Annotated in this window: 22 protein-coding genes; 9 read left to right on the top strand and 13 right to left on the bottom strand. The window is 68.2% G+C overall.

Annotated elements, in window-relative coordinates; genetic code table 11:
• Positions 1-19: 19 nt before the first annotated feature.
• From C8263_RS06485 to C8263_RS06470, 4 genes are all read right to left on the bottom strand, one after another.
• On the bottom strand, positions 20-484 hold the full coding sequence (locus C8263_RS06485) for a PaaI family thioesterase (protein WP_107137280.1): 465 nt from the start codon (positions 482-484) through the stop codon (positions 20-22).
• Positions 485-493: 9 nt separating this feature from the next.
• The gene (locus tag C8263_RS06480; RefSeq protein ID WP_107137279.1) at positions 494-1066 is read right to left on the bottom strand and encodes a DUF2231 domain-containing protein; all 573 of its coding nucleotides are present in this window, start codon (positions 1064-1066) and stop codon (positions 494-496) included.
• A 218-nt stretch (positions 1067-1284) separates the two neighbouring features.
• Positions 1285-2256: a CobW family GTP-binding protein gene (locus C8263_RS06475; protein ID WP_107137278.1), complete on the bottom strand. Its 972-nt coding sequence runs from the start codon at positions 2254-2256 to the stop codon at positions 1285-1287.
• A gap of 27 nt (positions 2257-2283) precedes the next feature.
• Complete coding sequence (locus C8263_RS06470; RefSeq protein ID WP_107137277.1) at positions 2284-2625, bottom strand: hypothetical protein; 342 nt, start codon at positions 2623-2625, stop codon at positions 2284-2286.
• Positions 2626-2917: 292 nt separating this feature from the next.
• On the opposite strand from C8263_RS06470, the gene bioB reads away from it, so the two are divergent.
• From bioB to C8263_RS18870, 8 genes are all read left to right on the top strand, one after another.
• Positions 2918-3964, top strand: coding sequence for a biotin synthase BioB (gene bioB / locus C8263_RS06465; protein WP_107137276.1), 1047 nt, complete (start codon positions 2918-2920; stop codon positions 3962-3964).
• Positions 3965-3972: 8 nt separating this feature from the next.
• Positions 3973-4611, top strand: coding sequence for a dethiobiotin synthase (bioD, locus tag C8263_RS06460; protein WP_233218680.1), 639 nt, complete (start codon positions 3973-3975; stop codon positions 4609-4611).
• The gene (gene bioA, locus C8263_RS06455) at positions 4601-5923 is read left to right on the top strand and encodes an adenosylmethionine--8-amino-7-oxononanoate transaminase (RefSeq protein ID WP_107137275.1); all 1323 of its coding nucleotides are present in this window, start codon (positions 4601-4603) and stop codon (positions 5921-5923) included. Before bioD ends, bioA begins: the two co-directional genes overlap by 11 nt.
• The gene (locus C8263_RS06450; RefSeq protein ID WP_199188329.1) at positions 5920-7143 is read left to right on the top strand and encodes an aminotransferase class I/II-fold pyridoxal phosphate-dependent enzyme; all 1224 of its coding nucleotides are present in this window, start codon (positions 5920-5922) and stop codon (positions 7141-7143) included. Before bioA ends, C8263_RS06450 begins: the two co-directional genes overlap by 4 nt.
• A 10-nt stretch (positions 7144-7153) precedes the next feature.
• A complete protein-coding gene (locus tag C8263_RS06445) occupies positions 7154-8914 on the top strand; it encodes an ABC transporter ATP-binding protein (protein ID WP_107137326.1) in 1761 nt (586 codons plus the stop codon).
• A 268-nt stretch (positions 8915-9182) separates the two neighbouring features.
• Positions 9183-9617: a hypothetical protein gene (locus tag C8263_RS06440; protein ID WP_146160614.1), complete on the top strand. Its 435-nt coding sequence runs from the start codon at positions 9183-9185 to the stop codon at positions 9615-9617.
• A gap of 107 nt (positions 9618-9724) precedes the next feature.
• Complete coding sequence (locus C8263_RS06435; protein ID WP_158263753.1) at positions 9725-11050, top strand: eCIS core domain-containing protein; 1326 nt, start codon at positions 9725-9727, stop codon at positions 11048-11050.
• Positions 11051-11064: 14 nt separating this feature from the next.
• Positions 11065-11511, top strand: coding sequence for a hypothetical protein (locus C8263_RS18870; RefSeq protein ID WP_146160613.1), 447 nt, complete (start codon positions 11065-11067; stop codon positions 11509-11511).
• Positions 11512-11578: 67 nt separating this feature from the next.
• Here the strand turns inward: C8263_RS18870 and tkt are convergent, their stop codons facing one another.
• Entirely contained in the window at positions 11579-13549 is a 1971-nt protein-coding gene (tkt, locus tag C8263_RS06430; RefSeq protein ID WP_199188328.1) for a transketolase, read from the bottom strand.
• Positions 13550-13925: 376 nt separating this feature from the next.
• On the opposite strand from tkt, the gene C8263_RS06425 reads away from it, so the two are divergent.
• Positions 13926-14846 (top strand): GNAT family N-acetyltransferase, encoded by a 921-nt coding sequence (locus tag C8263_RS06425; RefSeq protein WP_107137271.1) that lies wholly within the window; start codon positions 13926-13928, stop codon positions 14844-14846.
• Between the two features lie 312 nt (positions 14847-15158).
• Here C8263_RS06425 and C8263_RS06420 read toward each other — a convergent pair whose 3' ends face one another.
• From C8263_RS06420 to C8263_RS06385, 8 genes are all read right to left on the bottom strand, one after another.
• Entirely contained in the window at positions 15159-15638 is a 480-nt protein-coding gene (locus tag C8263_RS06420; RefSeq protein ID WP_107137270.1) for a hypothetical protein, read from the bottom strand.
• Positions 15635-16807 carry a DUF1501 domain-containing protein gene (locus C8263_RS06415; protein ID WP_107137269.1) on the bottom strand — a complete coding sequence of 391 codons (1173 nt, stop codon included), beginning with the start codon at positions 16805-16807 and terminating at the stop codon, positions 15635-15637. The genes C8263_RS06420 and C8263_RS06415 overlap by 4 nt, the downstream gene beginning before the upstream one ends.
• A 126-nt stretch (positions 16808-16933) precedes the next feature.
• Positions 16934-18199 (bottom strand): DUF1800 domain-containing protein, encoded by a 1266-nt coding sequence (locus C8263_RS06410; protein WP_107137268.1) that lies wholly within the window; start codon positions 18197-18199, stop codon positions 16934-16936.
• Positions 18200-18225: 26 nt separating this feature from the next.
• Positions 18226-19014, bottom strand: coding sequence for a sigma-E factor regulatory protein RseB domain-containing protein (locus tag C8263_RS06405; protein WP_233218679.1), 789 nt, complete (start codon positions 19012-19014; stop codon positions 18226-18228).
• Positions 19011-19298, bottom strand: coding sequence for a hypothetical protein (locus C8263_RS06400; RefSeq protein ID WP_107137267.1), 288 nt, complete (start codon positions 19296-19298; stop codon positions 19011-19013). The genes C8263_RS06405 and C8263_RS06400 overlap by 4 nt, the downstream gene beginning before the upstream one ends.
• On the bottom strand, positions 19295-19849 hold the full coding sequence (locus C8263_RS06395) for an RNA polymerase sigma factor (protein ID WP_332888931.1): 555 nt from the start codon (positions 19847-19849) through the stop codon (positions 19295-19297). The genes C8263_RS06400 and C8263_RS06395 overlap by 4 nt, the downstream gene beginning before the upstream one ends.
• Positions 19850-19932: 83 nt before the next feature.
• Positions 19933-21084: a polysaccharide deacetylase family protein gene (locus C8263_RS06390; RefSeq protein WP_146160612.1), complete on the bottom strand. Its 1152-nt coding sequence runs from the start codon at positions 21082-21084 to the stop codon at positions 19933-19935.
• Positions 21075-23432, bottom strand: coding sequence for a G8 domain-containing protein (locus C8263_RS06385; RefSeq protein ID WP_107137266.1), 2358 nt, complete (start codon positions 23430-23432; stop codon positions 21075-21077). Before C8263_RS06385 ends, C8263_RS06390 begins: the two co-directional genes overlap by 10 nt.
• Positions 23433-23542 lie beyond the last annotated feature (110 nt).

Genomic DNA, 23542 nt, shown 5'->3' with positions numbered 1-23542 from the left:
TCCCGGCGTCCCGCTTCCCTTACGCCCCCACCGCAATCACGTTGCAGGTGCAGCGGGCCATGCTGGTCACGCGGCCACGCTCATCCCTGATCTCAATGGCCCAGACCATCACCGTGCGGCCCCGGTAGGCCAGGGTGCCTTCACCGGTCACCCACCCGCCAGTGACGCCGCGCACATGGGTGCCGCTGAGGTCCACGCCCACCGCCACCTGCCGCTGGGGGTCCAGGTTCATCCACGAGCCCACGCTGGCCAGTTCCTCGGCTAGGGCGAGGTTCGCGCCGCCGTGCAGGCGCCCGGCGGGCTGGCGGTTGCCTTCTACGGGCATGCGGGCCACCACCCGCTCGCGGCCCACCTGCGTGAACTTGATGCCCAGCCGCGCGCCCAGGGTGCCGGACAGGGCGTTCATGCGCCCGGCCAGGTCCTCCGGGCTCAGGGTGTCGAGTTCGTGGGCGGTGGGCAGCTGAAGGTCGGGGTGCAGCGTCATGGCCGCATGCTAGCCCTGGCGGTGGGCCATCGTCCGGCCCACGCCCAGGCCGTGGCGGTAGACCAGCTCGCCGCCCAGAAAGCCGCCCGCACCCGCCAGCAGCAGCCCGGCCCCTGACAGCGCCTTGCCCAGCCCACGTTTGCCCTTGCGGCGCGCCAGCAGGGACGCCACGTTCAGGGTAAAGGCGACCTCGTTGACCAGACCGTGGATCAAGCCGGTGCGCCGGGCCTCGCCCCGGGTGTTCGACCAGTCGGCCCAACCAGTGGCAATCGCCCCCACTGCGCCGGCGGTGCCCAGCGCCAGCGCCAGGTCGGCGGCGGCCTCGTTGCCCCCGGGCGTTCTGGCCGGCAGGTGGTCCAGCGCCGCCGCGATCAGCCAGCCGCCCAGCGGCAGGTGAATCAGGATGGGGTGCAGCGGATGGCCCAGCCCCTCGCCGTGCAGCGCGTCCAGCAGCGCGGGGGGCAGGTGGTCCTCGGCGTGGCGCAGCAGGGTTTGCAGGCGCTCGGCGGTCACTTCCAGGGCGCCGTGGTTGCTCAGCAGGTCCTCGGCGGCGTGGGCGGGCGGGCTGTGGGGCTTGAGCATGGGGAGGCCTCCTGCGCCCTACCGTGGCACGGGCGGGCGGCCCCGCATGTGGGAGGCGGGTTCAGGGGAATTCATGGCGGGCCCCGGGCCCCGGCGGAACAGAGCTGATTTGCCGGCTGCACGCCCGGAGGGGCGCTGCTCTTGCTCTCCTGCTTGCGCCGCTTGACAAGTCCGCTCGCCTGGAATCGCTGACAGAAGCGGTGGGGTCGGCGTCCCTCTCAGTCTGGACTGAGGTCCCGGGGCTCTGGCGTGATGCACGCGGCCCACCCGGCCTCAAACTCGGCGCGGTCCAGGCCCCGGCCAATAACCACCAGTTCGGACGTGCCGTCGCCGGCCGCCCAGGCATCGGCGGTGAACAGGTCGCGCACCGCCTGAAACAGGATGCGCTGCGGGTAGCCGTGCAGGTCCAGAAAGCCCTTGGCGCGCAGCACCTCGGCGGGGCGCGAGAGCAGAAAGTCCGTCATGAAGCGCTGCCACGCGTAGGGGTCCAGCGGCCGCTCCGCGTGCAGGGTGAACGACTTCAGGCCCGGGGTGTGCGCGGCCTTCTCATCCACCCCGGTCAGCACGCGCGGATCGAAGTCGTCGCGGGCGATCAGGGCGGCGGCGTCCACCTGCCCCTGCTCCACCTTTTTCATGTCGGCCAGGGGGTTGACCCCGCGCAGGACGCCCTCGGCGTGGGCCAGCCGCCCGGGGTCGGCCAGATCGGTTTTGTTCAGCACCACCACGTTCGCGTAGGCCAGCTGGCGCGCGGCCTCGGGGTGCTCGCGCAGGGTCTGCAGGGCGAATCGGGCGTCCACCACCGCCACCAGCGTGGTCACGCGAAAGGCCGCGCGCACCGAGCGTTCCAGCAGTGTGGTCAGGACCGGGGTGGGGTCGGCCACGCCGGAGAGTTCAACCACCACGGCGTCAGGCTTGTGCTCGCGCATGGCGATGGTCACCAGGGCGCGCAGCAGGTCGTCGCGCCCGGTGCAGCACAGGCAGCCGGCCGTCAGTTCGGTCACGTCGTCCTGCAGCCGCTCAATCAGGCTGCCGTCCACGCCCGCCGCGCCGAACTCGTTCACGATCACGCCCAGGCGGTGGGGCAGGCTGCGGATCAGGTGGTTGACCAGCGTGGTCTTGCCGGCGCCCAGAAAGCCGCCCACCACCACCACGGGAATGCGCTGATCAGCCTGGAGGTCTGGGGCACTCATGGCGCTCAGGATAGGGGAGAGGCACCCCTACAGCGGAAAGCGCACCCATACCGCCGTGAGCAGCTTCCCTGCCACGAGGACCAGGGTGCCCAGCCACAGCAGGTGCTCGTCGCGCGGCAGGCGGGCGGTGCCGGCCGCTTTCAGAAACTGCCCCCGGGCCCACAGCGCCAGCCCCAGGGCCACAGCGCACAGCGCCAGATCCAGCAGGTCCACCCGGTAGCCCGAGGTGAAGGGCGCGCGGTCTACCAGATGGGTGTTTTCGATGAGCTGAAACACCGAGAGGTTCAGCAGAAAGCCGGCGGCCACCGTCAACAGCGCGGCCACCAGCCGGCGCCGCAGCAGGGGCAGGGCAGAAGCGGGGCTGGACATGGGGGCAGTGTAGGAGAGGCGTGGCCGGCGCGTGGCCGCACCTGCCGGCCCCTTATACGGGTTCGGAAAAGTTCCGTAACACGTTCCGGAACTTTTCCGACCAGAGGGACTCGCAGAGCTGCGGAGCAGAGCAGGAAAGAAAGCGGATTTCCGGGAATTGGGCTGGAACAGCGCCGAAGGCGGGGAACATCCCCCTTCTTCCCGGATGGTACGGAAATGAACGGCAGTCCGTATTGCACCCGGTTCAGCCTCGCCCGGTTTCGTTCAGCCGCTGGCCTACACTGCTGAACGAATGTTGAACCTTGATACCCTGGCCGACCGCGTGCTGCGCGGCGAACGGCTTTCCCCCAGCGAGGGCCTGGACCTGCTGAACCTGCCCGACCACGACACCCTGCGTGTGGTGGACGCCGCGTGGCGCGTGCGCCGCGAAGCGTTTGGCGACCGCGTGAAGGTGAACGTGCTGCTGAACGCCAAGAGCGGCATCTGCGCCGAGGACTGCCATTACTGCTCGCAGGCCAAGGGGGCGGACACCGGGATTCCCCGCTACCGGGTGCTGCACCCGCGCGAGATGCTGGAGGAAGCCAGAAAAGCCCAGGCGGCCGGTGCCCAGCGTTACTGCATTGTGCTGGCCGGGCGCGGCGGCACCTGGAGCGAGGTGGAGCAGGTGGGTGAAGCCACCCGGCTGATCAAGGCCGAAACCGGCCTGGAGGTCTGCGCCTGCATGGGCCTGCTGCTGGGCGAGGAAGGCCAGAAAAAGGCCCAGGCCCTGCGCGAGGCCGGTGTGGACGCCTACAACCACAACCTCAATACCCATGAAGACCACTACGGCAACATCTGTTCCACGCACACCTACGCCGACCGGGTGGAAACCCTGACCCACGCGGCGCAGGCGGGCATGAGCACCTGCAGCGGCGTGATTATCGGCATGGGCGAGCGCCCAGAGCAGATCGTGGATCTGGCCCTGACCCTGCGCGACCGGGGCGCGGACTCCATTCCGGTGAACTTCCTGATTCCCATTGACGGCACCGCCCTGGACGGCGCCCAGAGCACCGCGCACTTCACGCCCTGGTATTGCCTGCGCGTGCTGTCGCTGTTCCGGCTGCTCAACCCCCGCGCCGAACTGCGGGCCAGCGCCGGGCGCGAACTGCACCTGCGCAGCCTGCAGCCGCTGGCGTTGCTGGTGGCCAATTCCATTTTCCTGGGCAACTACCTGACCGAAGAGGGGCAGGCGGCGGGCGCCGACTGGGCCATGATGGAAGACCTGGGCCTGCGCGCCGACACGGCTGGCCCCCACCGCCTGAACGCCCGGCCCCAGCCTGTGCCCGCCCTGGGCGACTGAGGCGCGCGGTGACCACCTTCTTTGTCACCGGAACCGACACCGGCGTGGGCAAGACGGTGCTGAGCGCCGCGCTGTGCCGCGCCTGGGGGGCCGCCTACTGGAAACCGCTGCAGACCGGCGCGCAGGACGGCGACGACGACACCCGCGAGGTGGCCCGGCTGGCCGGGTTGAGGCCGGATCAGGTCTTTGCCCCCGCCCGGGTGTACGCGGGCCCCTTTGCCCCCGAATGGGCCGCCACGCTGGAAGGCACGCGCGTTTCGGTGGCCGAGGTGCTGGCCTGCCGCCCGGCGCCAGCGGGCCCCCTGATTGTGGAGGGCGCGGGCGGGGTGCTGGTGCCGGTGAACGAGCAAGAAACCATGCTGGACCTGATGGCCGCGCACGGCGCCCCGGTGATCGTGGCGGCGCGCAGCGCGCTGGGCACCATCAACCACACCCTCCTGACCGTGGGGGCGCTGCGGGACCGGGGCCTGCAGGTGCATGGCGTGGTCCTGATCGGCCCCCCCGCCCCGCACAACCGCGCGGCCATTGAGCGCCACGGCGCCGTGCCGGTGCTGGCCGACCTGCCCCTGCTGGGCGAGGTGACGCCGGAAACGGTCGCGCAGGCCGCCGCCCTCTTTGGCCCCCCGGAGCTGGCCCATGGCCACTGACCCCATCCTGGCGCTGGACGCCCGGCACGTGTGGCACCCCTTCACGCAGGCGCGCACGGCCCCGGACCCCACCGTGATCGTGCGCGGCGAGGGGGCCAGCCTGTACACGGCGGACGGCACCCGCCTGCTGGACCTCGTGAGTTCGTGGTGGGTGAACCTGCACGGCCACGCCCATCCGCATATTGCCGGGGCGATTGCCGCGCAGGCGCACGCGCTGGAACACGTGATGTTCGCGGGCTTTACCCACCCCCCTGCCGCCACCCTGGCCGCGCGGCTGGCGGCACAGCTGCCCGGCGACCTGAACCGCCTCTTCTATTCCGACAATGGCTCGACGGCCGTGGAGGTGGCCCTGAAAATGGCCCTGCAGGCCGCCCACAACCGGGGCGAGGCCCGTACCCGCCTGCTGGCCTTTGAAGGCGGCTACCACGGCGACACCTTCGGCGCCATGAGCGCCGGGGCCAGCAGCGGCTTTTACGCGCCGTTTCAGGACAAGCTCTTTGACGTGACCTTCCTGCCCTACCCTGCCACCTGGGCCGGAGACCCGGCGGTGGAGGCCAAGGAGGCGGCGGCCCTGCAGGCCCTGGACGCCGCGCTGGGCGAGGACGTGGCGGCCATCATTCTGGAACCGCTGTTGCAGGGGGCCGCCGGGATGCGCCTGACCCGCCCCGCCTTCGTGGACGAGGTGATGCGGCGCGTGCGGGGGGCGGGGGCCCTGGTGATTTTCGACGAGGTGATGACCGGGTTTGGCCGGACCGGACAGTTGTGGGCGGCCCGCCACCTGCAGGAAGTCCCAGACCTGATGTGCCTGAGTAAGGGCCTGACCGGCGGCTTTCTGCCGATGGGCGTGACTGCCACCACGCAAGCGCTGTACCACGCCTTTGACGGTGACGCCTTTGCCCAGGCGTTCGCCCACGGGCATTCCTACACCGCCAATCCGCTGGCCTGCGCGGCGGCGCTGGCCTCGCTGGACCTGACCCTGAGCCCACAGACAGCCGGGCACTGGGCCCGGATCGGCGCGGCGCACGCGGCGTTCATGCCGGAACTGATGGCGCACCCTCATATTCAGCAGGTGCGCCAGTGCGGCACCGTCCTGGCCGCCGAGATTCACGGGGCAGGCGACTACGGGGGCAACACCAGCCTGGAATTGCGGCAGTTCTTTGCGGCGCGCGGGCTGCTGCTGCGCCCGCTGGGCAACGTGGTGTACCTGCTGCCGCCGTATATCGTCACGAACGAGGAACTGCGCCGGGGCCACGAGGCCCTGCTGGCCGCCGCCACCGGGTTTGGCCGCCCGCCCGGAAGGGCCGCCTCTTGAGCTGGGCGGTGCTGGAAGGGCGCCTCTTGGCCCTGCAGGCCGCGCACCGCGAGCGCACCCTGCACGACTGGATGCCGGACCCCCAGCCCGGGTACGTGCGGGTAAATGGGGCCCGCCTGCTGGACCTCGCCTCGAATGATTACCTGGGCCTGTCGCGCCGGGTCTGGACGCCCGAGACGGCCCAGGCGGCCCTGCGCGGCCACCTCCTGCCCGCAGAAACTGAAGTGGTGCTGGACGCCCTGACCCGTTTTGGCGCCGGGGCCGCGCGGCTCATCAATGGCAACCACCCCGTGTATGCCCTGCTGGAACGCGAACTGGCCGCCCTGAAGGGCACCCAGGCTGCGCTGGTGTTCGGCAGCGGGCTGGCAGCCAACCTGGGCGTGATTCCCGCGCTGGTGGGCCGGGGCGACGCCGTGTTCAGTGACGCCCTGAACCACGCCTCTATCATTGACGGCGTGCGTCTGAGCCGCGCCCAGACGCACATTTACCCCACGCGGGATCTGGCCGCCCTGGAGGCGCAGCTGCGGGCCAGCTCCGCGCCCCACAAGCTGATCGTCACCGACGCCCTGTTCAGCATGGACGGCACCCTGGCCCCGCTGCCCGAACTGGTGGCCCTGAAACGCCGCTACGGCGCGTGGCTGATGGTGGACGAGGCCCACACCGGCGGCGTGTACGGCCCCCAGGGCGCGGGGCTGGCCCACGCGCAGGGGGTAGGCGCTGGAATTGACGTCATGATGGGCACCCTGGGCAAGGCCTACGGCAGCGTGGGCGCCTACATTGCCGGGGACGAGGTGCTGATTCGCTACCTGCTGAACGCCGCGCGCACTTTCATCTTCACGACCGGGCTGCCGCCTGCGAACATCGCCGTGAGCCTGCTGAACGTGCTGCAGGCCCGCAACATGGACAGTGAGCGCCGCACCCTGCACGACCACGCCGCGCGGTTTCGCCGCGCCCTGAGTGCCCAGGGGCTGGACACGGCGGGCAGCGAGTCCCAGGTGGTCCCGGTGGTCCTGGGTGATGAGGCCGTGACCCTGCGCCGCGCCGCCGGGTTGCGTGCCCAGGGCTTTGGCGCCGTCGCTATCCGCCCGCCCACCGTGGCACCGGGCAGCACCCGCATCCGCTTTGCCCTGAGCGCCGTACACACCTGGGCCGACCTGGAACGGTGCGTGGGGGCACTGATCGGTGGCCGGCACCCGGTCCGGGGCGCCGCTTTCCCGTAGCCTGCGGGCCATGCCGGCTTCGCCCTCCGTTCTGCGCCGCCTGTACGGCCTGCTCACGCCCTACCGCCGCACGGTGGGCGCGGGCCTGCTGCTGCTGGTTGGCAGCGTGGCCGCCGAACTGTACCCGCCGCTGGTGTGGATCCGCGTGGTGGACCAGGGCCTGCCTGCCAGGGACTGGACCTTTATCGGCTGGCACCTCGCGCTGCTGGTGGCGGTCTTTGGCGTGCAGCAGCTGCTGTCGGCGTGGCGGGGGCTGCTGCTGGAACGGGCGGGGCAGCAGTTCACGCTGGACATGCGGCTGGCGCTGTACCGCAAGTTGCAGGGGCAGTCGGCGGCGTATTTCGAGTCGCAGCGCACCGGCGACCTGATTGCCCGCGTGACGGGTGACGTGGACGCCCTGCAGGACGTGCTGGTGCGCGGCACCGATGCGGTGCTGGCCAACGCCCTGCGCCTGTTGGGGGTGGTGGCCATTTTCATTGCCCTGCAGCCGCTGCTGGGCGTGCTGACCACCCTGCCCATGCTGGTGGTGGGGGTGATGCTCTGGCGCTACGGGCGCACCGTGCAGCCCGCCTACCGCGCCGCCCGCGCCCGCCTGGGCGACCTGAGTGCCCTCATTACCGACCGCCTGAGCGGCATCCGGGTGGTGCAGGGCTTTGCGCGTGAGGGCGCCGAGACTGCCCGCGTGGAGGCCCTGGGCCGCGCCCTGTACGCCGAACAGCTGCGCGCCGTGCGGCTGCGCAACCGCGCTTTTCCCCGCGCCCGCTTTGTGGGAAACCTGGGCAACGTGATCATGCTGGGCGGCGGCGCGTGGCTGATTCTGGCCGGGCAGTTCACGCTGGGCGGGCTGCTGGCCTACCGGGGCTACGGGCGCTACTTTTACGGCCCCATTGATGATCTGGTGAATATTGGCGACCTGCTGCAGCGCGCGGCGGCCAGTGGGGGGCGGGTCTTCGAGGTGCTGGACGCCCCGGTGGCCGTGCAGGACCACCCCGGTGCCCGGCCCCTGCCGGAACCCGCCCGGGGCGAGGTGCGATTTGAAGGCGTCACCTTTGGCTACGACGCGGCCCGCCCGGTGCTGCGCGGCGTTCACCTGACCATTCCGGCTGGGCAGCGGGTGGCCCTGCTGGGCGAATCCGGGGCAGGCAAGAGCACGCTGCTGGGCCTGCTGACCCGCACCCACGACCCGCAGGCCGGCCGCGTAACCCTGGACGGGGTGGACCTGCGTGACCTCACCCTGAGCAGCCTGCGCACCCACGCGGCCGTCATGGCGCAGGACACCTTCCTGTTTCACGACACGGTGGCCGCCAACGTGCGCTACGCCCGCCCGGGCGCCACCGACGCCGAGGTCCACGCCGCGCTGCAGGCCGCCCACGCCCTGGCCTTTGTACAGGCCCTGCCCAACGGCCTGAACACTGTGGTGGGCGAACGCGGGGTGAAGCTCTCGGGGGGGCAACGCCAGCGCCTGTCCATTGCCCGCACCCTGCTGGCCCAGCCCACCGTGCTGCTGCTGGACGAACCCACCAGCGCTGTGGACGCCCAGAGCGAGGTGCAGGTGGTGGCCGCCCTGCAGGCGCTGATGCGGGGCCGCACCGCCCTGATCGTGACCCACCGCCTGAGTCTGGCCCGCACCGCCGACCGGGTGGTGGTGCTGCGTGGCGGGCAGATTGTGGAGGACGGTCCCCCAGAGGCGCTGCGCCGCCAGGGAGGGGCCTACGCAGCTCTGGAACAGGCCATGGGTGAAGCCGTGGGCCACGAGCGGCCGGTGTCTTGAAGTGGACATGGCAGGGCAGAGGCACAACCTGGGCAGTGCATCACTGACCCGGTGTCTACGCTGAGGTGCAGGAGGCCCGATGGAGTACCAGCGCCAGCGTTCCCAGATTCGTCCATCTCAAGCGCGTCATCTCATGCTTGAAGGTGGGCCGACCGACCCACAGTTGGCCCTGTAGCGGCAAATGGCACGGTTCCTTCAGCGCCCTGCAGGCCTGCAACGGCAGGCAGCGGGGCCAGTGTTGCGGGCCTCAGGGCTGGAACAGCAGGAGGTGGCACGGCTTGCCATTCAGCGGCAGGCGGTGCGTGAGCAGCTAGCCGCGTTGCCGGACGTGGCCGCCCCTGTTCAGCGACCGGCCCCGCCCGTCCCGGCCAGGCCTCAGAGTCCTGCTGACTGGGTCACGGTGATGCGGCATCAGGCCGAACAGGTCGAAGGCCAGGCGCTGGACACGCGGCAGTACGCGCAGTTCACCGCCCTGCAGCGACAGGTGGCGAACACCCTGGTGCAGGGCTTCCGTGCCGACCGAGGCCCAGCACAGAGCCGCTATGACACCTACGGCGAACACTTGGCGAGCTTGCAGCGCCATGCGATCAGCGCCCCGGTGTCTCGCGTGGTGCTGGGCATGGTGCCCGCAGGCGAACGGCTGGCCCTGCAACGGGCGGTAGCGACCGCGATTCAACGACATCGACGGCGTGCCCGGGATTGACGATGGCGAGGTAGTCGCTGGCCGTCCTGCAACGGGCGGTAGCGACCGCGATTCAACGACATGAAGTCGAAGCGCAGCAGACAGCGACTTTCGCTCAACGGCAGACCTTGCAGCGGCAACTGGCGGAACTGGACGCGGAAGCGACGCAACCCGTTCTCCAGCGGATTCAAGCGAAACGGGGCAGTGGGAATCCGTTGCCAGAAAGCATTCAGCGGCATCTGGAACAGGGCCTGAACCATGATCTGTCCAGAGTGCGGATTCATGATGATGTGGAGGCGGATACGCTGGCCAGGAGCGTGAACGCCCTGGCGTTCACCACCGGGAGTGACATCTTTTTCCAGAGTGGGAAGTTCAATCCCAACAGCCAGAGCGGCCTGGAACTGCTGGCGCATGAAGTGACGCATACCGTGCAGCAGTCTCAGGGGCGGGTGGGGCCAGGCGTGGACCCTGATGCTGGCTTAGAGGCTGAAGCCCGGGCGATGGGGGCCAGATTGGCAGCGCCCTACCGGAGAGTGCCTGTATTCACTCGTCTGAGTACCACGGCTTCTGGGTCCACCTCTTCAGCGCTGCAACGTCAGGCTGGCCCGCAACTGCGTCAAGCCAGTGCGAATCGCAACAATGTCAACCCGCTGGCTAATCAGCCGCAGACCTATACTTATTTCGAGATGCAACCCTTGAACAAGGGAAAACCAGCGAATTTAAAATTCGATCACGGCTTCCTGCAAGGAAAAGACGGGGAGTTGGATTTGAGTAAGATGCAAAAACCCACATTGGGGGACTACAAAAATAAACTAACTTGGAAAGCGAAAGCGCAAGCTGCCCTTGTCCTTCGCCCTGATCTTATTGATGCTGTCTCGGCATATATGCATTTCCTGGCAGGATCGGGTAAATCGCGTGACATAGGGTACGAGCGCTTCTTCAAAAATGATCCGGCTGGCAAGCGAGTCTATAATTCACTTGTGAGCGATATAGGTAATGCCATCATTGATAAAATGCTGAAGACTCCTAATCTAAAACACAAGAAAAAATACACAATGTCTGGCTCAACTCCTCTTTTGTTTGTGGGTGCAGGTGATGCGAGATATCCATACCCCGCAACTGAAAACTGGCAGAAAGCACTCGGAGCTCACCCACTGTGGGCAGATGTTTACTGGTCATTCACATATAACTCAAAGGGAAAATTTGAAGTTGGAGCAACAATAAAGATCAAAGTACAGGACATGTATAACTTTAATCCCAGAAGCATGGACCTTGCAACTGGCACCGGCGATTCGGTCAACGGACGCTTCGAAATTACTGGATCGGGAAGGGAGTGCATTAACTATGGCCATGCCAAAAGGTGGATCACCTTTTCGATAGACGCCGCCGGAATTGGCTCTCAACAAATGAATCAGTCTTCTCCTCCTCGATTCACTCCACCCAACCCGAGATAAATATGAGCTTTATAATGATTGTATTACTTGCTGTGACCATTATTCCCAGCTGCTCTTATAGAGCAGACTCTGGGGAAAAAGTCCAGAATGCGGAGGTTAAAATGAAGCCGCTCACCATTTATAAGGGAGGAATTATCGGTCAGCAGTTACGACTGCCAGATGTAGACCAGATCACATGGCTCTATGAGCAGTTAGGCCGGAACACTACAGCTCCTGGTCCAATAGATTATAAGTTTTATGCCGTTTTACCTTATAAAGATCGGCTTCCCCAAAGATCCTATTCCTTTTCTGACACACAGCCTGAAATAAATACACTTTTTATGCGAGCCGGAATAGACATTAAGACTTTCTTTGAGAGTGGTGAGCAGGTAAATGTTGACGAGCTGCTTTCTGCTTCGCTTATTCCGTTGTTCGCGGCGCAATGGAAGGGCCAAGTCCTGATCATCATGATGTCGATGTAGGCTGGATATTCAGAGCGACAGGGAAGCTGAGGTATTTACCTCAGCTTCCCTGTCAGTGCCTCTCTTTTTACAGTACGCCCCTGACCACCTTCACCACGTTCTGCACGCTGAAGCCGAACTTCTCGAACAGCACGCTGGCGGGCGCGCTGGCGCCGAAGGTGTCCATGCCAATCACGGCCCCCTCCAGACCCACCCATTCGTACCAGGGGGCCTTACTGGCGGCTTCAAGGGCCACGCGCTTGACGCCCGGCGTCAGCACGGAGTCGCGGTAGGAGCGCTCCTGGGCGCGGAACACTTCCATGCAGGGCATGGACACCACGCGGGCGGCAATGCCTTCCCCACTCAGGGCCTCGGCGGCGTCCAGGGCGAGGCTGACCTCGCTGCCCGATGCGATCAGGATGACCTGGGCCGCCCCCTCGGCGTCACGGACCACATAGGCGCCCTTCTTCACGCCCGCATGGTTGCGCGGCAGAATCGGCAGGTCCTGGCGGGACAGGGCAATGGCGGTGGGGCCCTTGTCGTATTCCAGGGCCATCTGCCACGCAGCGGCCGTTTCGTTGGCGTCGGCGGGGCGGATCACGTGGGCGCCGGGCACCGCGCGCAGCATGGCGATCTGGTCAATGGGCTGGTGGGTGGGGCCGTCCTCGCCCAGACCAATGGAGTCGTGGGTGAGCACATAGGTCACGGGCTGCATCTGAATGGCCGAGAGGCGGAAGGCCGGTTTCAGGTAATCGGCAAACACCAGGAAGGTGCCGACCATTGGGCGCAGGCCGCCGTACAGGCTCAGGCCGTTGGCGGCGGCCGCCATGCCGAACTCGCGCACGCCGAACAGCACGTTGCGCCCGCCCATCGCGTCCGCCTGCATCTCGCCGCCATCCTTGATGGTGGTCTTGGTGCTGCCCGACAGGTCGGCGCTGCCGCCCATCAGCCCCGGCACCACCTTGGCCAGGGCGTTAATCACCTCACCGCTGGCGTTGCGGGTGGCGACCGCCTTGCCCCCCACCTCGTAGCTGGGCAGGGCGTCGGCCAGTGTGGCGGGCAGGTCGCGGGCCAGCAGGGCGTCCACTTCGGCGCCCAGTTCAGGGTGCGCGGCGCGGTAGCCGTCCATCAGGGCGTTCCACTCGGCTTCCAGCGCGGCGCCGCATTCACGGGCGTTCATGTGGGCCGCCACTTCTCCCGGCACGGTAAAGGCGGGGTAGTCCCAGCCCAGGGCCTGCTTGGTGGTCGCCACGCCCTCGGCGCCCAGCGGCTCGCCGTGGGCCTTGCTGGTGCCGGCGCGGGGGCTGCCAAAGCCAATCACGGTGCGCACCTGAATCAGGGTGGGGCGGTCGCTGGTCTGGGCTTCCCGGATGGCGGCGCGAATCTGGTCCAGGTCGTTGCCATCGGCCACCTTCAGCACGTTCCAGCCATACGACACGTAGCGCGCGGCCACATCGTCACTTTCGGCCTTGCTGGTGGGGGTGTCCAGCTGAATCTGGTTGTCGTCGTGCAGCCAGATCAGCTTGTTCAGGCGCAGGTGACCGGCCAGGGCGGCGGCTTCGTGGTTCACGCCTTCTTGCAGGTCCCCGTCGCCCAGCACCGCGTAGGTGTGGTTGTTGAAGATGGGGAAGCCGCCGCGGTTGTAGCGCGCGGCCAGGTGGGCCTCGGCCATCGCCATGCCCACGGTCATCGCGGCGCCCTGGCCCAGCGGCCCGGTGGTGGCGTCCAGGCCGGGGGTATGGAAGAACTCGGGGTGCCCGGGGGTTTTGCTGCCCCACTGGCGGAAGTTCTTCAGGTCCTCAAGGGGCATGTCATAGCCGGTGAGGTGCAGCAGGCTGTAAATCAGCATGCTGGCGTGCCCGGCCGACAGCACGAAACGGTCGCGCCCGGCCCATTCGGGGTGCTGCGGGTTGAAGCGCAGAAAGTCCTGCCACAGCACGTAGGCCATGGGAGCGGCCCCCAGCGGCGCGCCGGGGTGACCACTGTTGGCGGCCTGCACGGCGTCAATGCTCAGGGTGCGGATGGTGTTCACGCTCAGCTGCGACACGTCAGAGGACATGCTGTTCATCCTACCCCGGCGCGAGTATGTGTCCTCTGGACACTTAGGGCAGCAGCGTTAACACAGCCGGGAACAGCGCAAAAGCGCCCCACCAGCAGGGGTGGGGCGGAAAAAGAGGCCGAACTTGAACCGTATCCGTCCTGGACCACAAGCACGCCACGGCGCTTCCATTCCGGTGACAACAGAATACGGCCCAGGCAGAATGATGTCAAGTCAATCTGTGAATGTGAGGTGAGTATGAATCGGGCTGTATGGCCTGGGGCGGCGGTGGGCAGGGGCATCTGAGGTTTTCTGACGGGCGTATATGCAGCCGATGCGCCAGATGGCCTAGCGGGGGAGTTCGCGGAACAGGGGGTAGGCCACGCACCATAGCCCCATGACCCACGCGCTCCACCCCACCGCCCACCTGCCGACCCTCCGCGCCTTTCGCCAGAGCGACGCCGCCGACGTGGCCAGGCTGGTGACCGACAGCGTGCGCGGCCACTGGACCTACACGCCCGAGCTGTTTCGAGAAGTCACGCCGCCCACCCGCCTGGTGGCCGAGCAGCACGGTCAGGTGATCGCCACCGCGCGGCTGGCCCCATTTGGCGCCGGCGTGCCCGATGCCCTGCGGCTGGACCTCGCCGGAGACGGCGACGCGTTTACCGCCCTGACCCTGGCGCTGCTGGCCGAGGTGCCGGCCGGATTCGCCCGCGTGCTGGGCGTGACGCGAGAGGACTTTACCGAGCAGATGACGTTTTTTCAGGCGGCGGGTTTTCGCAACGCGTGGCAGTCGTGGGGCGCCCACCTGGACCTGACGGCCTTTAACCCGGCGGCGTTCGAGCCCTTGCAGGAGCGGCTGTTCCTGGCCGGCTACGAGCCCGAGCGCCTTTCACCGGACGCCCCCGAGGCTGACTGGGACGCGCTGTTTGCCCTGCACGAACTGGGGCTCAGCGACCGGCCCCGCAATCCCACGACCACGCCCGACCCTCTGACCCGTGACACCCTGCGCGGCACCATTCGCCGCGAAGAAGCGGCGTTTGTGACCCGTTTCCGGGGTGAAATGGTGGCCCTGACCCGCCTGAGCCTGCGCGGCCCCGAGGTGGATTCGGAAGACACCGTGACCCACCCAGAGCACCGGGGGCGCGGCGTGGCGACGGCCCTGAAGGCCTATGCGCTGGCCTGGGCAAAGGGGGAAGGGCACACCCACGCGGGGACCGGCGGCACGGTCCTGAATCTGCCCATGCTGCGCGTGAACACCCGCCTGGGCTACCGCACAGAGCGCATGTGGATCACCTGGGAAAAAGTGCTGGGCTGACTGCAGAGCGCCCCCGCCCACACCTCATTTTTAGAGCGTGTGGGCGGGTATTTTTCCGGGCAGGTGGCGGGGGTTGACCTGGGCTGCATACCGCGCTATTCTGTTTTTATCACCGCCGAAGAAGGCGGGTTTTTTGTTTTGGACTGCAGGATGGGGTCACTTCCCCAGGGATGGGCGGGTATGCAGCACTCCCAGAAGTGGCCCCCAAAATTTGTTGTACAGAACGCAGTCTTTCAGGCTCGCCGGCTGGGCTTGACGCTCCGTGCATACCGCGCTATCTTGTTTCTATCACCGCCGAAGAAGGCGGCTTTTTTATTTTGGCTTTTTGAGTGGTTGGTACTGGGTCACTCCGCCAGCTTTCTCAAAGGCTGTGGTCAGTTCGTCCACTGGGGTTTCAGGCTTGCTGTCGGGGTCACCGGGGAGCGTTTTCGCGAAGACCTCCAGGGCGTCCGCATACCTGTCTTCATCGGCGTCCGTGCCCGCCGCCAGCAGCGTGTGGAGCGCCTGGGGAAAGGTCAGGTGGCGCCCGGCCGCTGCCTCCGTGGCAAAGGTCTGCTGCAACGCCTGCCCAAACGGGTTCCAGGCCGGCCCGCCGGTGGGGTCCACGTGGCAGTAGGTGCAGGGCATCACCCGGCGGTCCAGGGCCCACAGCGCGTTGCCTTCTGTCAGGTGCAGCTGCGGCGCGGCCTGCGTGCGGTATTTGGGCAGGGCCAGCGCCGGACTGACCAGCGCGGGGGCCGCCAGCACCAGCGCCCCCAGCACCCCGGCCGCCACGCGCAGGCTGGGCGTCATGCCAGCCAGCTGGGGCCGGTAAACGAGCCGCCCAGAATCTCTCGGGCATTCAGGTTCAGCCACTTGGTCAGGGCCTCGGCGTACACGCCCCGGAAATCCTGCTTGTACATGATGTCGCCGTCCGAGAGCTTTTCCAGATCCGGGCTGCTGCCGTGAACGCCGCCCTTGACCCCCTGACCCAGCGCGAACATCACACTGCCCTTGCCGTGGTCGGTGCCGGCACTGCCATTTTCGGCCACCCGGCGGCCAAACTCGGAAAAGCCCATGACCACCACGTCTCTGGCCACGCCCTGCTTTTCCAGGTCAGTCTGGAAGGCGGCCAGCCCTTCGGCCAGGGTGCTCAGCAGGGCGTCCTGCTCGGCGCGTTGCCCGGCGTGGGTGTCAAAGCCGCCCAGCGACACGTACAGCACCCGCTGGCCCACCCCGGCGGCGATCAGGCGCGCGGCCTCGCGCAGCTGCCCGGCAAACCTGGTCTGGGGATAGGTGGCGCCGGCCCGGTACTTCTTGGCGTTTTCCTGCACCCGGGCCGTATTTTTCAGCATCTGGCGGGTGGCCCGCGTGAGGTAGGCGGCCTCGCCCGTGCGCGGGGAATTGAGCATGGACTGAAAGGGCGTCTGCATGCCGTCGGGCAGTTTCAGCTGAAAATTGTCGGTGGATTCGATGCTGGGCAGGCTGAAGTCGCTCGCCCGCAGCGCCTGGGGCGTGGAGCCGCCCACGTTGCTGGCACAGAAGGGATCGCCAATCTGCTCGGCCAGGCGGCCAATCCAGCCTTCGGCCTGGGCCTGGGTGGGGTCGGCGGTGTGCCAGATGGCCATGGAAGCAAAGTGGCTGCGGTTGGGGTTGGGATAGCCCACGTTTTCCATCCAGGCCAGCTTGCCGCCGTCCCACAGGGACATCAGCGGGCGCAGGCTGGGGTGCATGCCCAGGTCGCCCGTGACCGTCAGCACGTCTTTTCTGGGAATGGCGATGTTGGGGCGCGCGGCGTAGTAGGCGCCGTTGGTGTAGGGAATCAGCGTGTTCAGTCCGTCGTTGCCGCCGGTCAGCTGGATGACCACCAGGGTCTTGTGGCCGCCGGCCTGCGCCGCAGCGCGCGCCAGAAAGCCCGGCATGCCACTGGTGGCCGCCACCGCCAGCGCCGAAAGTTTCAGAAAGTCGCGTCGGTTGGTCATGGGGGGAACCTCGGAAGGGAAGTGGGGCGTGGGTTGTGGGCAGTGGGAAAGGCTTGTGGAGAAGAGACACCGGGGTTTCATGGCCCCTCATGGCCCAGAGCCCATGGCTCATGGCCCGGAGTCCCCCTACGCCAGCTGGAATTCGGGGCTGATCATGCCCAGATAGGTGCGCTGGCGGCCCTTCAGGCTGGACAGCAGCACGGCCGCGGCCGGGCGCTCCTGGCCGGTCATGGCCAGCAGGCTGGGGGGCTCGCTCAGGTTGGGGGCCTTGGAGGTCAGGGTCAGGCCAGCGGCCACCTGCAGGCGCAGCAGCAGCGTGGAGTCGTTGATCCACTCGCGCCCGCCGTCCCAGCCCTTGACGGTGTCGGGTTCCAGCAGCAGCTGGCCCATGCGCCCGGCAGTCTGGGTGAGGTTCAGCAGCGTCTTGGCGTCGAACTGGGGCTGCCCCAGGGTGCGCAGGGCGCCCACGATGAACTCGATGGGTGAACGGATGATGCGGGCGCGGCTGGTGTAAAAGGCCTCGCTGCTCAGCAGCTCTTCCAGCACCGCCCCCACGTTGCCTTTCGTGCGGCGCCACGTCTCGGCGCTGCCCGCCACCGCCTGCTCGTCGGGGGTATCGGCCACAAAGGCGCGGTGCAGCTTGCGGGCCACGAAGGTGGCCGTGGCCGGGTGGGCCGTGGCCAGCCGGACGATGTCCTCGCCCCGCAGGTTGCCGCTCTGGCCCAGGTACGTTTTGCGCCCGCCGTCAAACTGCCCGGCCTGAAACACGAATTTCGGCTCGTCCAGATACTGCCTGTTGCCGCGCCCGCCCACGTAGGTCCAGCCGGTCAGGGCGCGGGCACCCTCGCGCACGTCGGCCTCGGTGTAGGGCCCGATGCCGGTGGTGAACAGTTCCAGCAGTTCGCGGCTGAAGTTCTCGTTGGGGCGGCCCTTGCGGTTCTGGTCGTTGTCCAGGTAGCGCAGCATGGCGGGGCTCTGGGCGATTTCCAGCGTGAAGCGCTCGAAGCTGTCGCTCGCCGCGTGGCGGCGCAGCAGGGCCAGGTACCCCGCCAGGGCCGGGGCATTGCGCACCTTGTCAGTGCCGACAACAAAGTGGTTGCTCCAGGTCAGGGCCAGCTTCTCGCGCAGGGGATGGGGGCCGTACACCAGTTCATACAGCCACGCGCCGCGCGTGAGCTGAATCGAGGCGCCCGGCGAGGCCCCCTGCAACGGGTCAAAGGGATTGCCCTGGGCCAGGGTCTGGTCAAAGGCCAGGGCGGCCTTGGCCACCGTGCGGGCGTCCTGGCCCACCAGGGCGCGAATCTGGGCGTCGGAAGCGCCAAACGCGGTGCGGCGCAGAAAGTGTGCGGCGTCTTCGGCGGTCAGTGTGCGGGGCAGGGGAGAGAGGGACATGACGGACTCCTGAAAGCAGGGGGGATTTATGGATTAGAGGGCGCGGGGGCCTGAAAAGTTCCCAGCGGGGTCTCGTCGGCGCTGCGGATGCCAGACAGGGCGGTCGTGAGGTTATTTTGCGGCAGGTTGCCCACCAGCCACACGAACACGCCCCCCACCCGCCGCGAGGCCACCCCCGGCGCCGCCCTCACGTTCCTGGCCGACACCACCAGGGTCAGGGTGTTCAGGCCGTCGGTCAGCGTGACCTCGCGGCCGGCGGGGCGGGCCTGGACGCCCGACGGCACAAAGCCAGGCGGCAGGCGCAGGCCAGGGAGCGCGCGGGCCAGCGCCCCGTTCAGGCCTGCCGGCAGCGGCGGCAGGGTCAGGGTCTGGCGGGCGGGGGCGGCGTTCACCCTGGTGAAGACGGCCCGGCGGGCCAGGTCGCCGTTCACGCTCCGTTCCTCAAAAGCCAGGGGAACATTCCAGACCGTGTCCACCCACAGGCGCCAGCGGGCGGCCTGGCCTGCTTTCGGGGTCAGGTCGAACACGGTGGCCGCGCGGCCTGCGACGGTCTCGGGGCCGACGCGCGTAACAGAAAAGTTCTTCTGCAGCAGGGCCGGGCGCACCGTCAGCACGGGCAGGGCGGCGGCGCGGCGGGTGGGCACCTCGCGCGGCGGAAACAGCACGGTGACCTCAACCTGCCCACGGGCGGCCAGGGTGCGGGCGCGTTTCAGGGCGCTCAGCACCTCACTCATATCAGCAGTGGGGTCGGCGGCGTGGGCCACGCCCCCCAGCAGGGTCAGCAGGACCAGCGCCCACGTGGTTGCAGGCCTCACCAGCCCTCTCCCCAGGCACTCTGGTAGGCGTCGTAGGCGGCGCTGGCAGGCAGGGCGGGGGCCGGGCGCAGGGCCAGCAGCCCCACCACGACGGCGGCCGAGGCCAGCAGGGTCGGCCACCACGCGGCGCGCTTCGGGGCCGGGCGGGGCGCCGCACGGAAGCGGGCCAGAAACCGCTCGGCGGCGCCCTCGTCGTCGGGCGACAGGGTGCGGGCCTGCGTCAGCAGCGTGTCCAGGTCGTCGGCCACTGGGTTATCAGGCACTTGGTTACCGGGCATGGTCATGGGGTGACTCCAGCGTTGGTCAGCCACGCGCGCAGGGCGGCGCGGGCGCGGGCAATGCGGCTTTTCACGGTGCCCAGTTCGGCGCCCGTGATCTGGGCAATCTCGGCGTAGTCCAGGCCCGACAGTTCGCGCAGGGCAATCGCCTCGCGCTGGTCTCGCGGCAACTGGTTCAGGGCGGCGGCCAGGCGTTCGCGCACCTGCGCCTGCTCGCTGCGGTGCACCGGGCTGTGCGGAGCGCGCGGCTCGGGCTCCTGACTCAGGGGCACGGTGGTCCGGGCCTTCAGGGCGCCGTAGCAGGCATTCAGGGTCACGCGGTGCAGCCAGGTGCTGAATTTGGCTTCGCCCCGGAAGGTCTTCAGGGACCGGTGAAGGCTGATAAACACCTCCTGCACCACGTCGTCGGCGGCGCCCGGCCCCACCATGCTCGCCGCCAGGCGGTGCACCCCCGCCGCGTGGCGCCTCACCAGGGCCTCAAAGGCGGCCTCGTCGCGCAGGGCGAGGCGCACCAGTTCGGTGTCCGGCAGGGGGGCATAGGGGTCATTCAAGGGCACCTCGAATGTTAGAGGGGACAAGGGCCGCAAAAGTTCCCTCCGGCCATTGGGGCGCCCTGGAAAAAGGTGGCGCGAATCTGGCGTTAAGGAGTTGCCGCTCCAGGCTGCTGGCCCACGAGCCTCCGCGCGGGCTCAGGATTCAGCAGGCCGTCCACTGTCTTGAACACGTACTGCCGGGCCCGTGCCTCCTGAATCATGGCCGGCAGGGCGCTCACCGTGCTCTCGACCTTGTCGTGCAGCAGCGTGATTTGCCCGGGGTGCAGGGTCCCTGCAAACGCCGCCTCCAGCCCCTGGGCGTCTGGGTTCAGATAGTCGGCCGCGTCGTGGCTCCACATGACGGTTCGGAGCTGATTGGCGGCGGCGGCCCGCAGGACGGTCTGGCTCAGGCCACCGCCGGGCGGCCGGAAGACGGTGATGTCCTGGCCAGTGAGGCGCCTGAGCAGCCGGGAGGTCCGTGCCAGTTCTGAGCGCACCTCGGCCTCGTTGAGCGGGGTGAGGGGCGCGTGGGAATACGTGTGGTTGCCCACCTGATGACCGGCCCGGACCATGTCCTGCACGAAATAGGGGTAGCGCTCTGCATTCTGGCCAATGACAAAGAAGGTGGCGGGCACGTCATACCGGCGCAGAAGGTCCAGCAGCAGCGGCGTGTAGAGCGGGTGGGGGGCGTCATCAAAGGTCAGGGCAACGGCCTGCTGCCCCGCAGGGCCGCGCCACACGGGCCGCAGCAGCGAGATGACAGGGGCGGGTGCCTGGGGAGGCATGACCGCCGACGGAGCCCCTGGCCACACACGCGGGTAGGTGCCTGCTTTCAGCGCGCGGGCAAAGGTCCGCCGGTCCCCGGCCGGCACCGACAGGGTCAGCAGGGGCGGTGAGGTGCGGGACGCGAAGCCCAGGTACTTGCCCGCGTCGAAGACGGCCACGTCCACCCCGGCCAGCCCTGGAAAGGCCCGGTACGCCGCGTTCACGGCCTGAATGGCCAGGGCCTGTCGGTCTGTCTGGGGCCCGGTCTTGCGGTTCAGGGTCACGGCGAGAGACGCCATGTGGACAAAACCGTTGCTGCGCAGACGCACCGAAGCGGCCTGGGGCAGGTGCAGCCGCTCCTGCGCGGCCGTGCCCGACAGGTCCAGCGCGCCCGGCACCGGGGCAGGCGGCCGGGTGGCCTGGGTCAGGGTGAGCATCAGCAGAAGGGCGGCCAGGGTGGTAACCAGGAAGCGGGCCCGGCCGGTCAGAACCACAGGTCCACCACCGCCGAGGTGGGGGTACCCACGGGCCTCGATTTCAGCCGGAGGTACAGGTGGCCGCCGCTCCAGCTGGCCGTGCTGCCTGGGGTCAGGGTCATGCGGGCTGGTTTGCGGGTGGCCAGGGTCAGCCTCAGGTCGTCTGATCCGCTGAGGTGGTGGGCGGCCAGCCGCAGATGGCGTGGCCAGCGGGCGGGCGTCAGGCGGTAGGTGTGGTTGGCCCACAGATTGGTCTGAAAGGAGCGGTTGGGGCCCTGGCGGGGATTGCCCCGGAGGGTCATGGGGGCGCCGTCCTCCCGGCGCAGCGTGAGCGGTCCAAAGGGCCCGGGCTGCGCGTCCAGATTCAGCACGAACAGGCTGACAGGTGAACCGGCGCAGCTGACCGCGCCCCACGCCGGCCGGGCCTGACAGGCGCGGGTGTTGGTCAGAAAGGGGGTGTCCAGCAAGACCGAGGTTCCTGCCTGACCAGTCACAGAGCCGTCCACATCCAGAAAAGCGGCGCTCCGGTAGCCGTCGGCTCCAGCGTCCTCGGGAGCTGGCAGCGCCCTGGGGGCCAGGTAGACGGGCTGCGCGTTGGAGAACCGGAGCTGCGCGGCCTGGCTGGCCGGGTGAAAGAAGAAAGGACTGTATTGCAGGGCCCCCAGCGCCCCCGCAGGCCGCGTGGGGGTGGAGACGAACTGAGCAAAGTGAATGTCCTGAACGGTGACCGGGCCGTCATAGAACTCAAAGCCCCTCAGAGGAAAGTGGGGCTCCTGCGGTTTGGGGGGGCCAGTCCGGTTCTGGCTTTCGCCCACCACCACGCCGCCGACCAGTTCGGTGTCGGCCGCCGCAAAGGTCACCCCGATGGCGTTGTCGGCCAGCCGCACCCCGCTGAGGCGCAGATTGGTGCCGCGCAACCACGCGCCGCGCCGGCGGTTTTTGTAGGCGGTCAGGCCCTGAAAATCGGCCCGCTGCGGGGGGCTGTAGTTGGGCGCTTCCAGCACGCCCGGCGGGTTTTTCAGGTTGTCCACGAACAGGCCGGTGTGCCCGGTGGAGTGGGCCACGTTGTCCCGGAATTCCCCCAGATTCGTGCGCCGGGGCCGAATGGTCTGCTGTTCTTCCGGGGTCACGCCGTCGCCCTGCAGCTGGGGCGGCAGCGAGTACCAGAAGCCCGAATGCTCGGCCCCGGCGGCCACATTGCCCCTCAGGACGTTGTCGGGGTTGGTGATCCAGTACGCGGCTGCAAAGACATCGGTCTCTAAAATCGCGTCTCTGGGCGCGGCGCCGCGCGTCTGAACCGCCAGATTGCCCAGCAGTCTGTTGCCCGTTTCGGTGCCGTCTTCCAGAAAAAAGCAGTGTCCCACGGCATTGAAGGTCACGTTTCCTTCCAGACGCGTGTCCTGGGTGCCGTGCAGGCTCAGGCACCGGTTGAAGGTGTCGTGGAAACTGGAGTCAGCGACAAAGGACTGGGTCTGCCGCCCGGCGCGGTGAAAGTGAACCGGGTAAAAGCCCTTCTGGCCCGCGCGGCCCAGACCGCTGAACGCCGCGCCGCTGGCCTTCAGGGTGCCGCCCGCCAGCACCATGAGGCCGCCGCCCAGCCGGGCCCGGCGAGCCTCGGCCACGCTGGTAAACGCGATGGTGCGGGTCAGGACCCCCACCTCGGCCCGTTCGTCCACGCCCTCGGTCACCTGTCCAAAGTGGGTGTGCCGCAGGGGCGCCCGCAGGGTCAGCTCCCGGCCATCCGGTGAGCGAGCCGCGATCTGGACCCGTTCGGCCTCCTGAAGATCAAAGCCGGTGGGGGCCAGCGCCAGCACATCGCCCACCTTCCAGTTGACCGGACTGGCCAGGTGCAGGGTGCGGCTGCCGGCCAGGGCCGAGCGGCTCAGCCGGGTCCAGCGGCTGGGGAGGGTTCCCCACAGTTCCAGGGAACCCCCGGCGGGCACCGTGACCAGCCCATTGTCCGGCGCCGTCACGCGCTGCCCCGAGCCCAGCGTCACCTGAAACCGGCGCCGCAGCGGGCGGTCCGGCTCGCCCACCTGCCACCGCCCCCCCACCTGAATGCTGGCGGCCTGCAGGGTCAGCGTGCCGGCCCCCGGTTCGTCCCGCACCAGCAGTTCTCCCTGAATGTTCAGAAAACCCAGAGGCGGCGGACTGAGGTCCAGCAGAACGCTTTTTCCCGGTGCAATGGTGACCGCCTGCCCCGCCACCGGCACGTGGCCTCCCCAGGTGCGGGGATCGGACCACAAGGCCGGGCTGGGCGGCCGGGGCCACGCGAGCCCGGCTGCCAGCGCACACAGGAGCACCAGCACACACAGGACAAACAGGGCCCCCAGCCGGGCACGGGGTCCTGGGCGCAGACTGGCCATACACGGATCACCGTACGGGGAGAAGGGCGCGCGGAAATCCCCCTAAAGAAGGACCAGGGCGCGGCGGGGACCGGTGGCCCTGGGCCGCGCCCCACCTGCCCCCCCGCTAC

This window comes from Deinococcus arcticus, assembly GCF_003028415.1.
Lineage (GTDB): Bacteria > Deinococcota > Deinococci > Deinococcales > Deinococcaceae > Deinococcus > Deinococcus arcticus.
The sequence above is the reverse complement of the archived record's forward strand: the minus strand, read 5'-3'. Positions and strand labels throughout refer to the sequence as shown.

Bases quoted from the DNA above. Each gene is read 5' to 3' on its own strand.
- C8263_RS06485 (WP_107137280.1), bottom strand. From the start codon at position 484: ATGACGCTGCACCCCGACCTTCAGCTGCCCACCGCCCACGAACTCGAC.
- C8263_RS06480 (WP_107137279.1), bottom strand. From the start codon at position 1,066: ATGCTCAAGCCCCACAGCCCGCCCGCCCACGCCGCCGAGGACCTGCTG.
- C8263_RS06475 (WP_107137278.1), bottom strand. From the start codon at position 2,256: ATGAGTGCCCCAGACCTCCAGGCTGATCAGCGCATTCCCGTGGTGGTG.
- C8263_RS06470 (WP_107137277.1), bottom strand. From the start codon at position 2,625: ATGTCCAGCCCCGCTTCTGCCCTGCCCCTGCTGCGGCGCCGGCTGGTG.
- bioB (WP_107137276.1), top strand. From the start codon at position 2,918: ATGTTGAACCTTGATACCCTGGCCGACCGCGTGCTGCGCGGCGAACGG.
- bioA (WP_107137275.1), top strand. From the start codon at position 4,601: ATGGCCACTGACCCCATCCTGGCGCTGGACGCCCGGCACGTGTGGCAC.
- C8263_RS06445 (WP_107137326.1), top strand. From the start codon at position 7,154: ATGCCGGCTTCGCCCTCCGTTCTGCGCCGCCTGTACGGCCTGCTCACG.
- C8263_RS18870 (WP_146160613.1), top strand. From the start codon at position 11,065: ATGATTGTATTACTTGCTGTGACCATTATTCCCAGCTGCTCTTATAGA.
- tkt (WP_199188328.1), bottom strand. From the start codon at position 13,549: ATGTCCTCTGACGTGTCGCAGCTGAGCGTGAACACCATCCGCACCCTG.
- C8263_RS06425 (WP_107137271.1), top strand. From the start codon at position 13,926: ATGACCCACGCGCTCCACCCCACCGCCCACCTGCCGACCCTCCGCGCC.
- C8263_RS06420 (WP_107137270.1), bottom strand. From the start codon at position 15,638: ATGACGCCCAGCCTGCGCGTGGCGGCCGGGGTGCTGGGGGCGCTGGTG.
- C8263_RS06415 (WP_107137269.1), bottom strand. From the start codon at position 16,807: ATGACCAACCGACGCGACTTTCTGAAACTTTCGGCGCTGGCGGTGGCG.
- C8263_RS06410 (WP_107137268.1), bottom strand. From the start codon at position 18,199: ATGTCCCTCTCTCCCCTGCCCCGCACACTGACCGCCGAAGACGCCGCA.
- C8263_RS06400 (WP_107137267.1), bottom strand. From the start codon at position 19,298: ATGACCATGCCCGGTAACCAAGTGCCTGATAACCCAGTGGCCGACGAC.
- C8263_RS06385 (WP_107137266.1), bottom strand. From the start codon at position 23,432: ATGGCCAGTCTGCGCCCAGGACCCCGTGCCCGGCTGGGGGCCCTGTTT.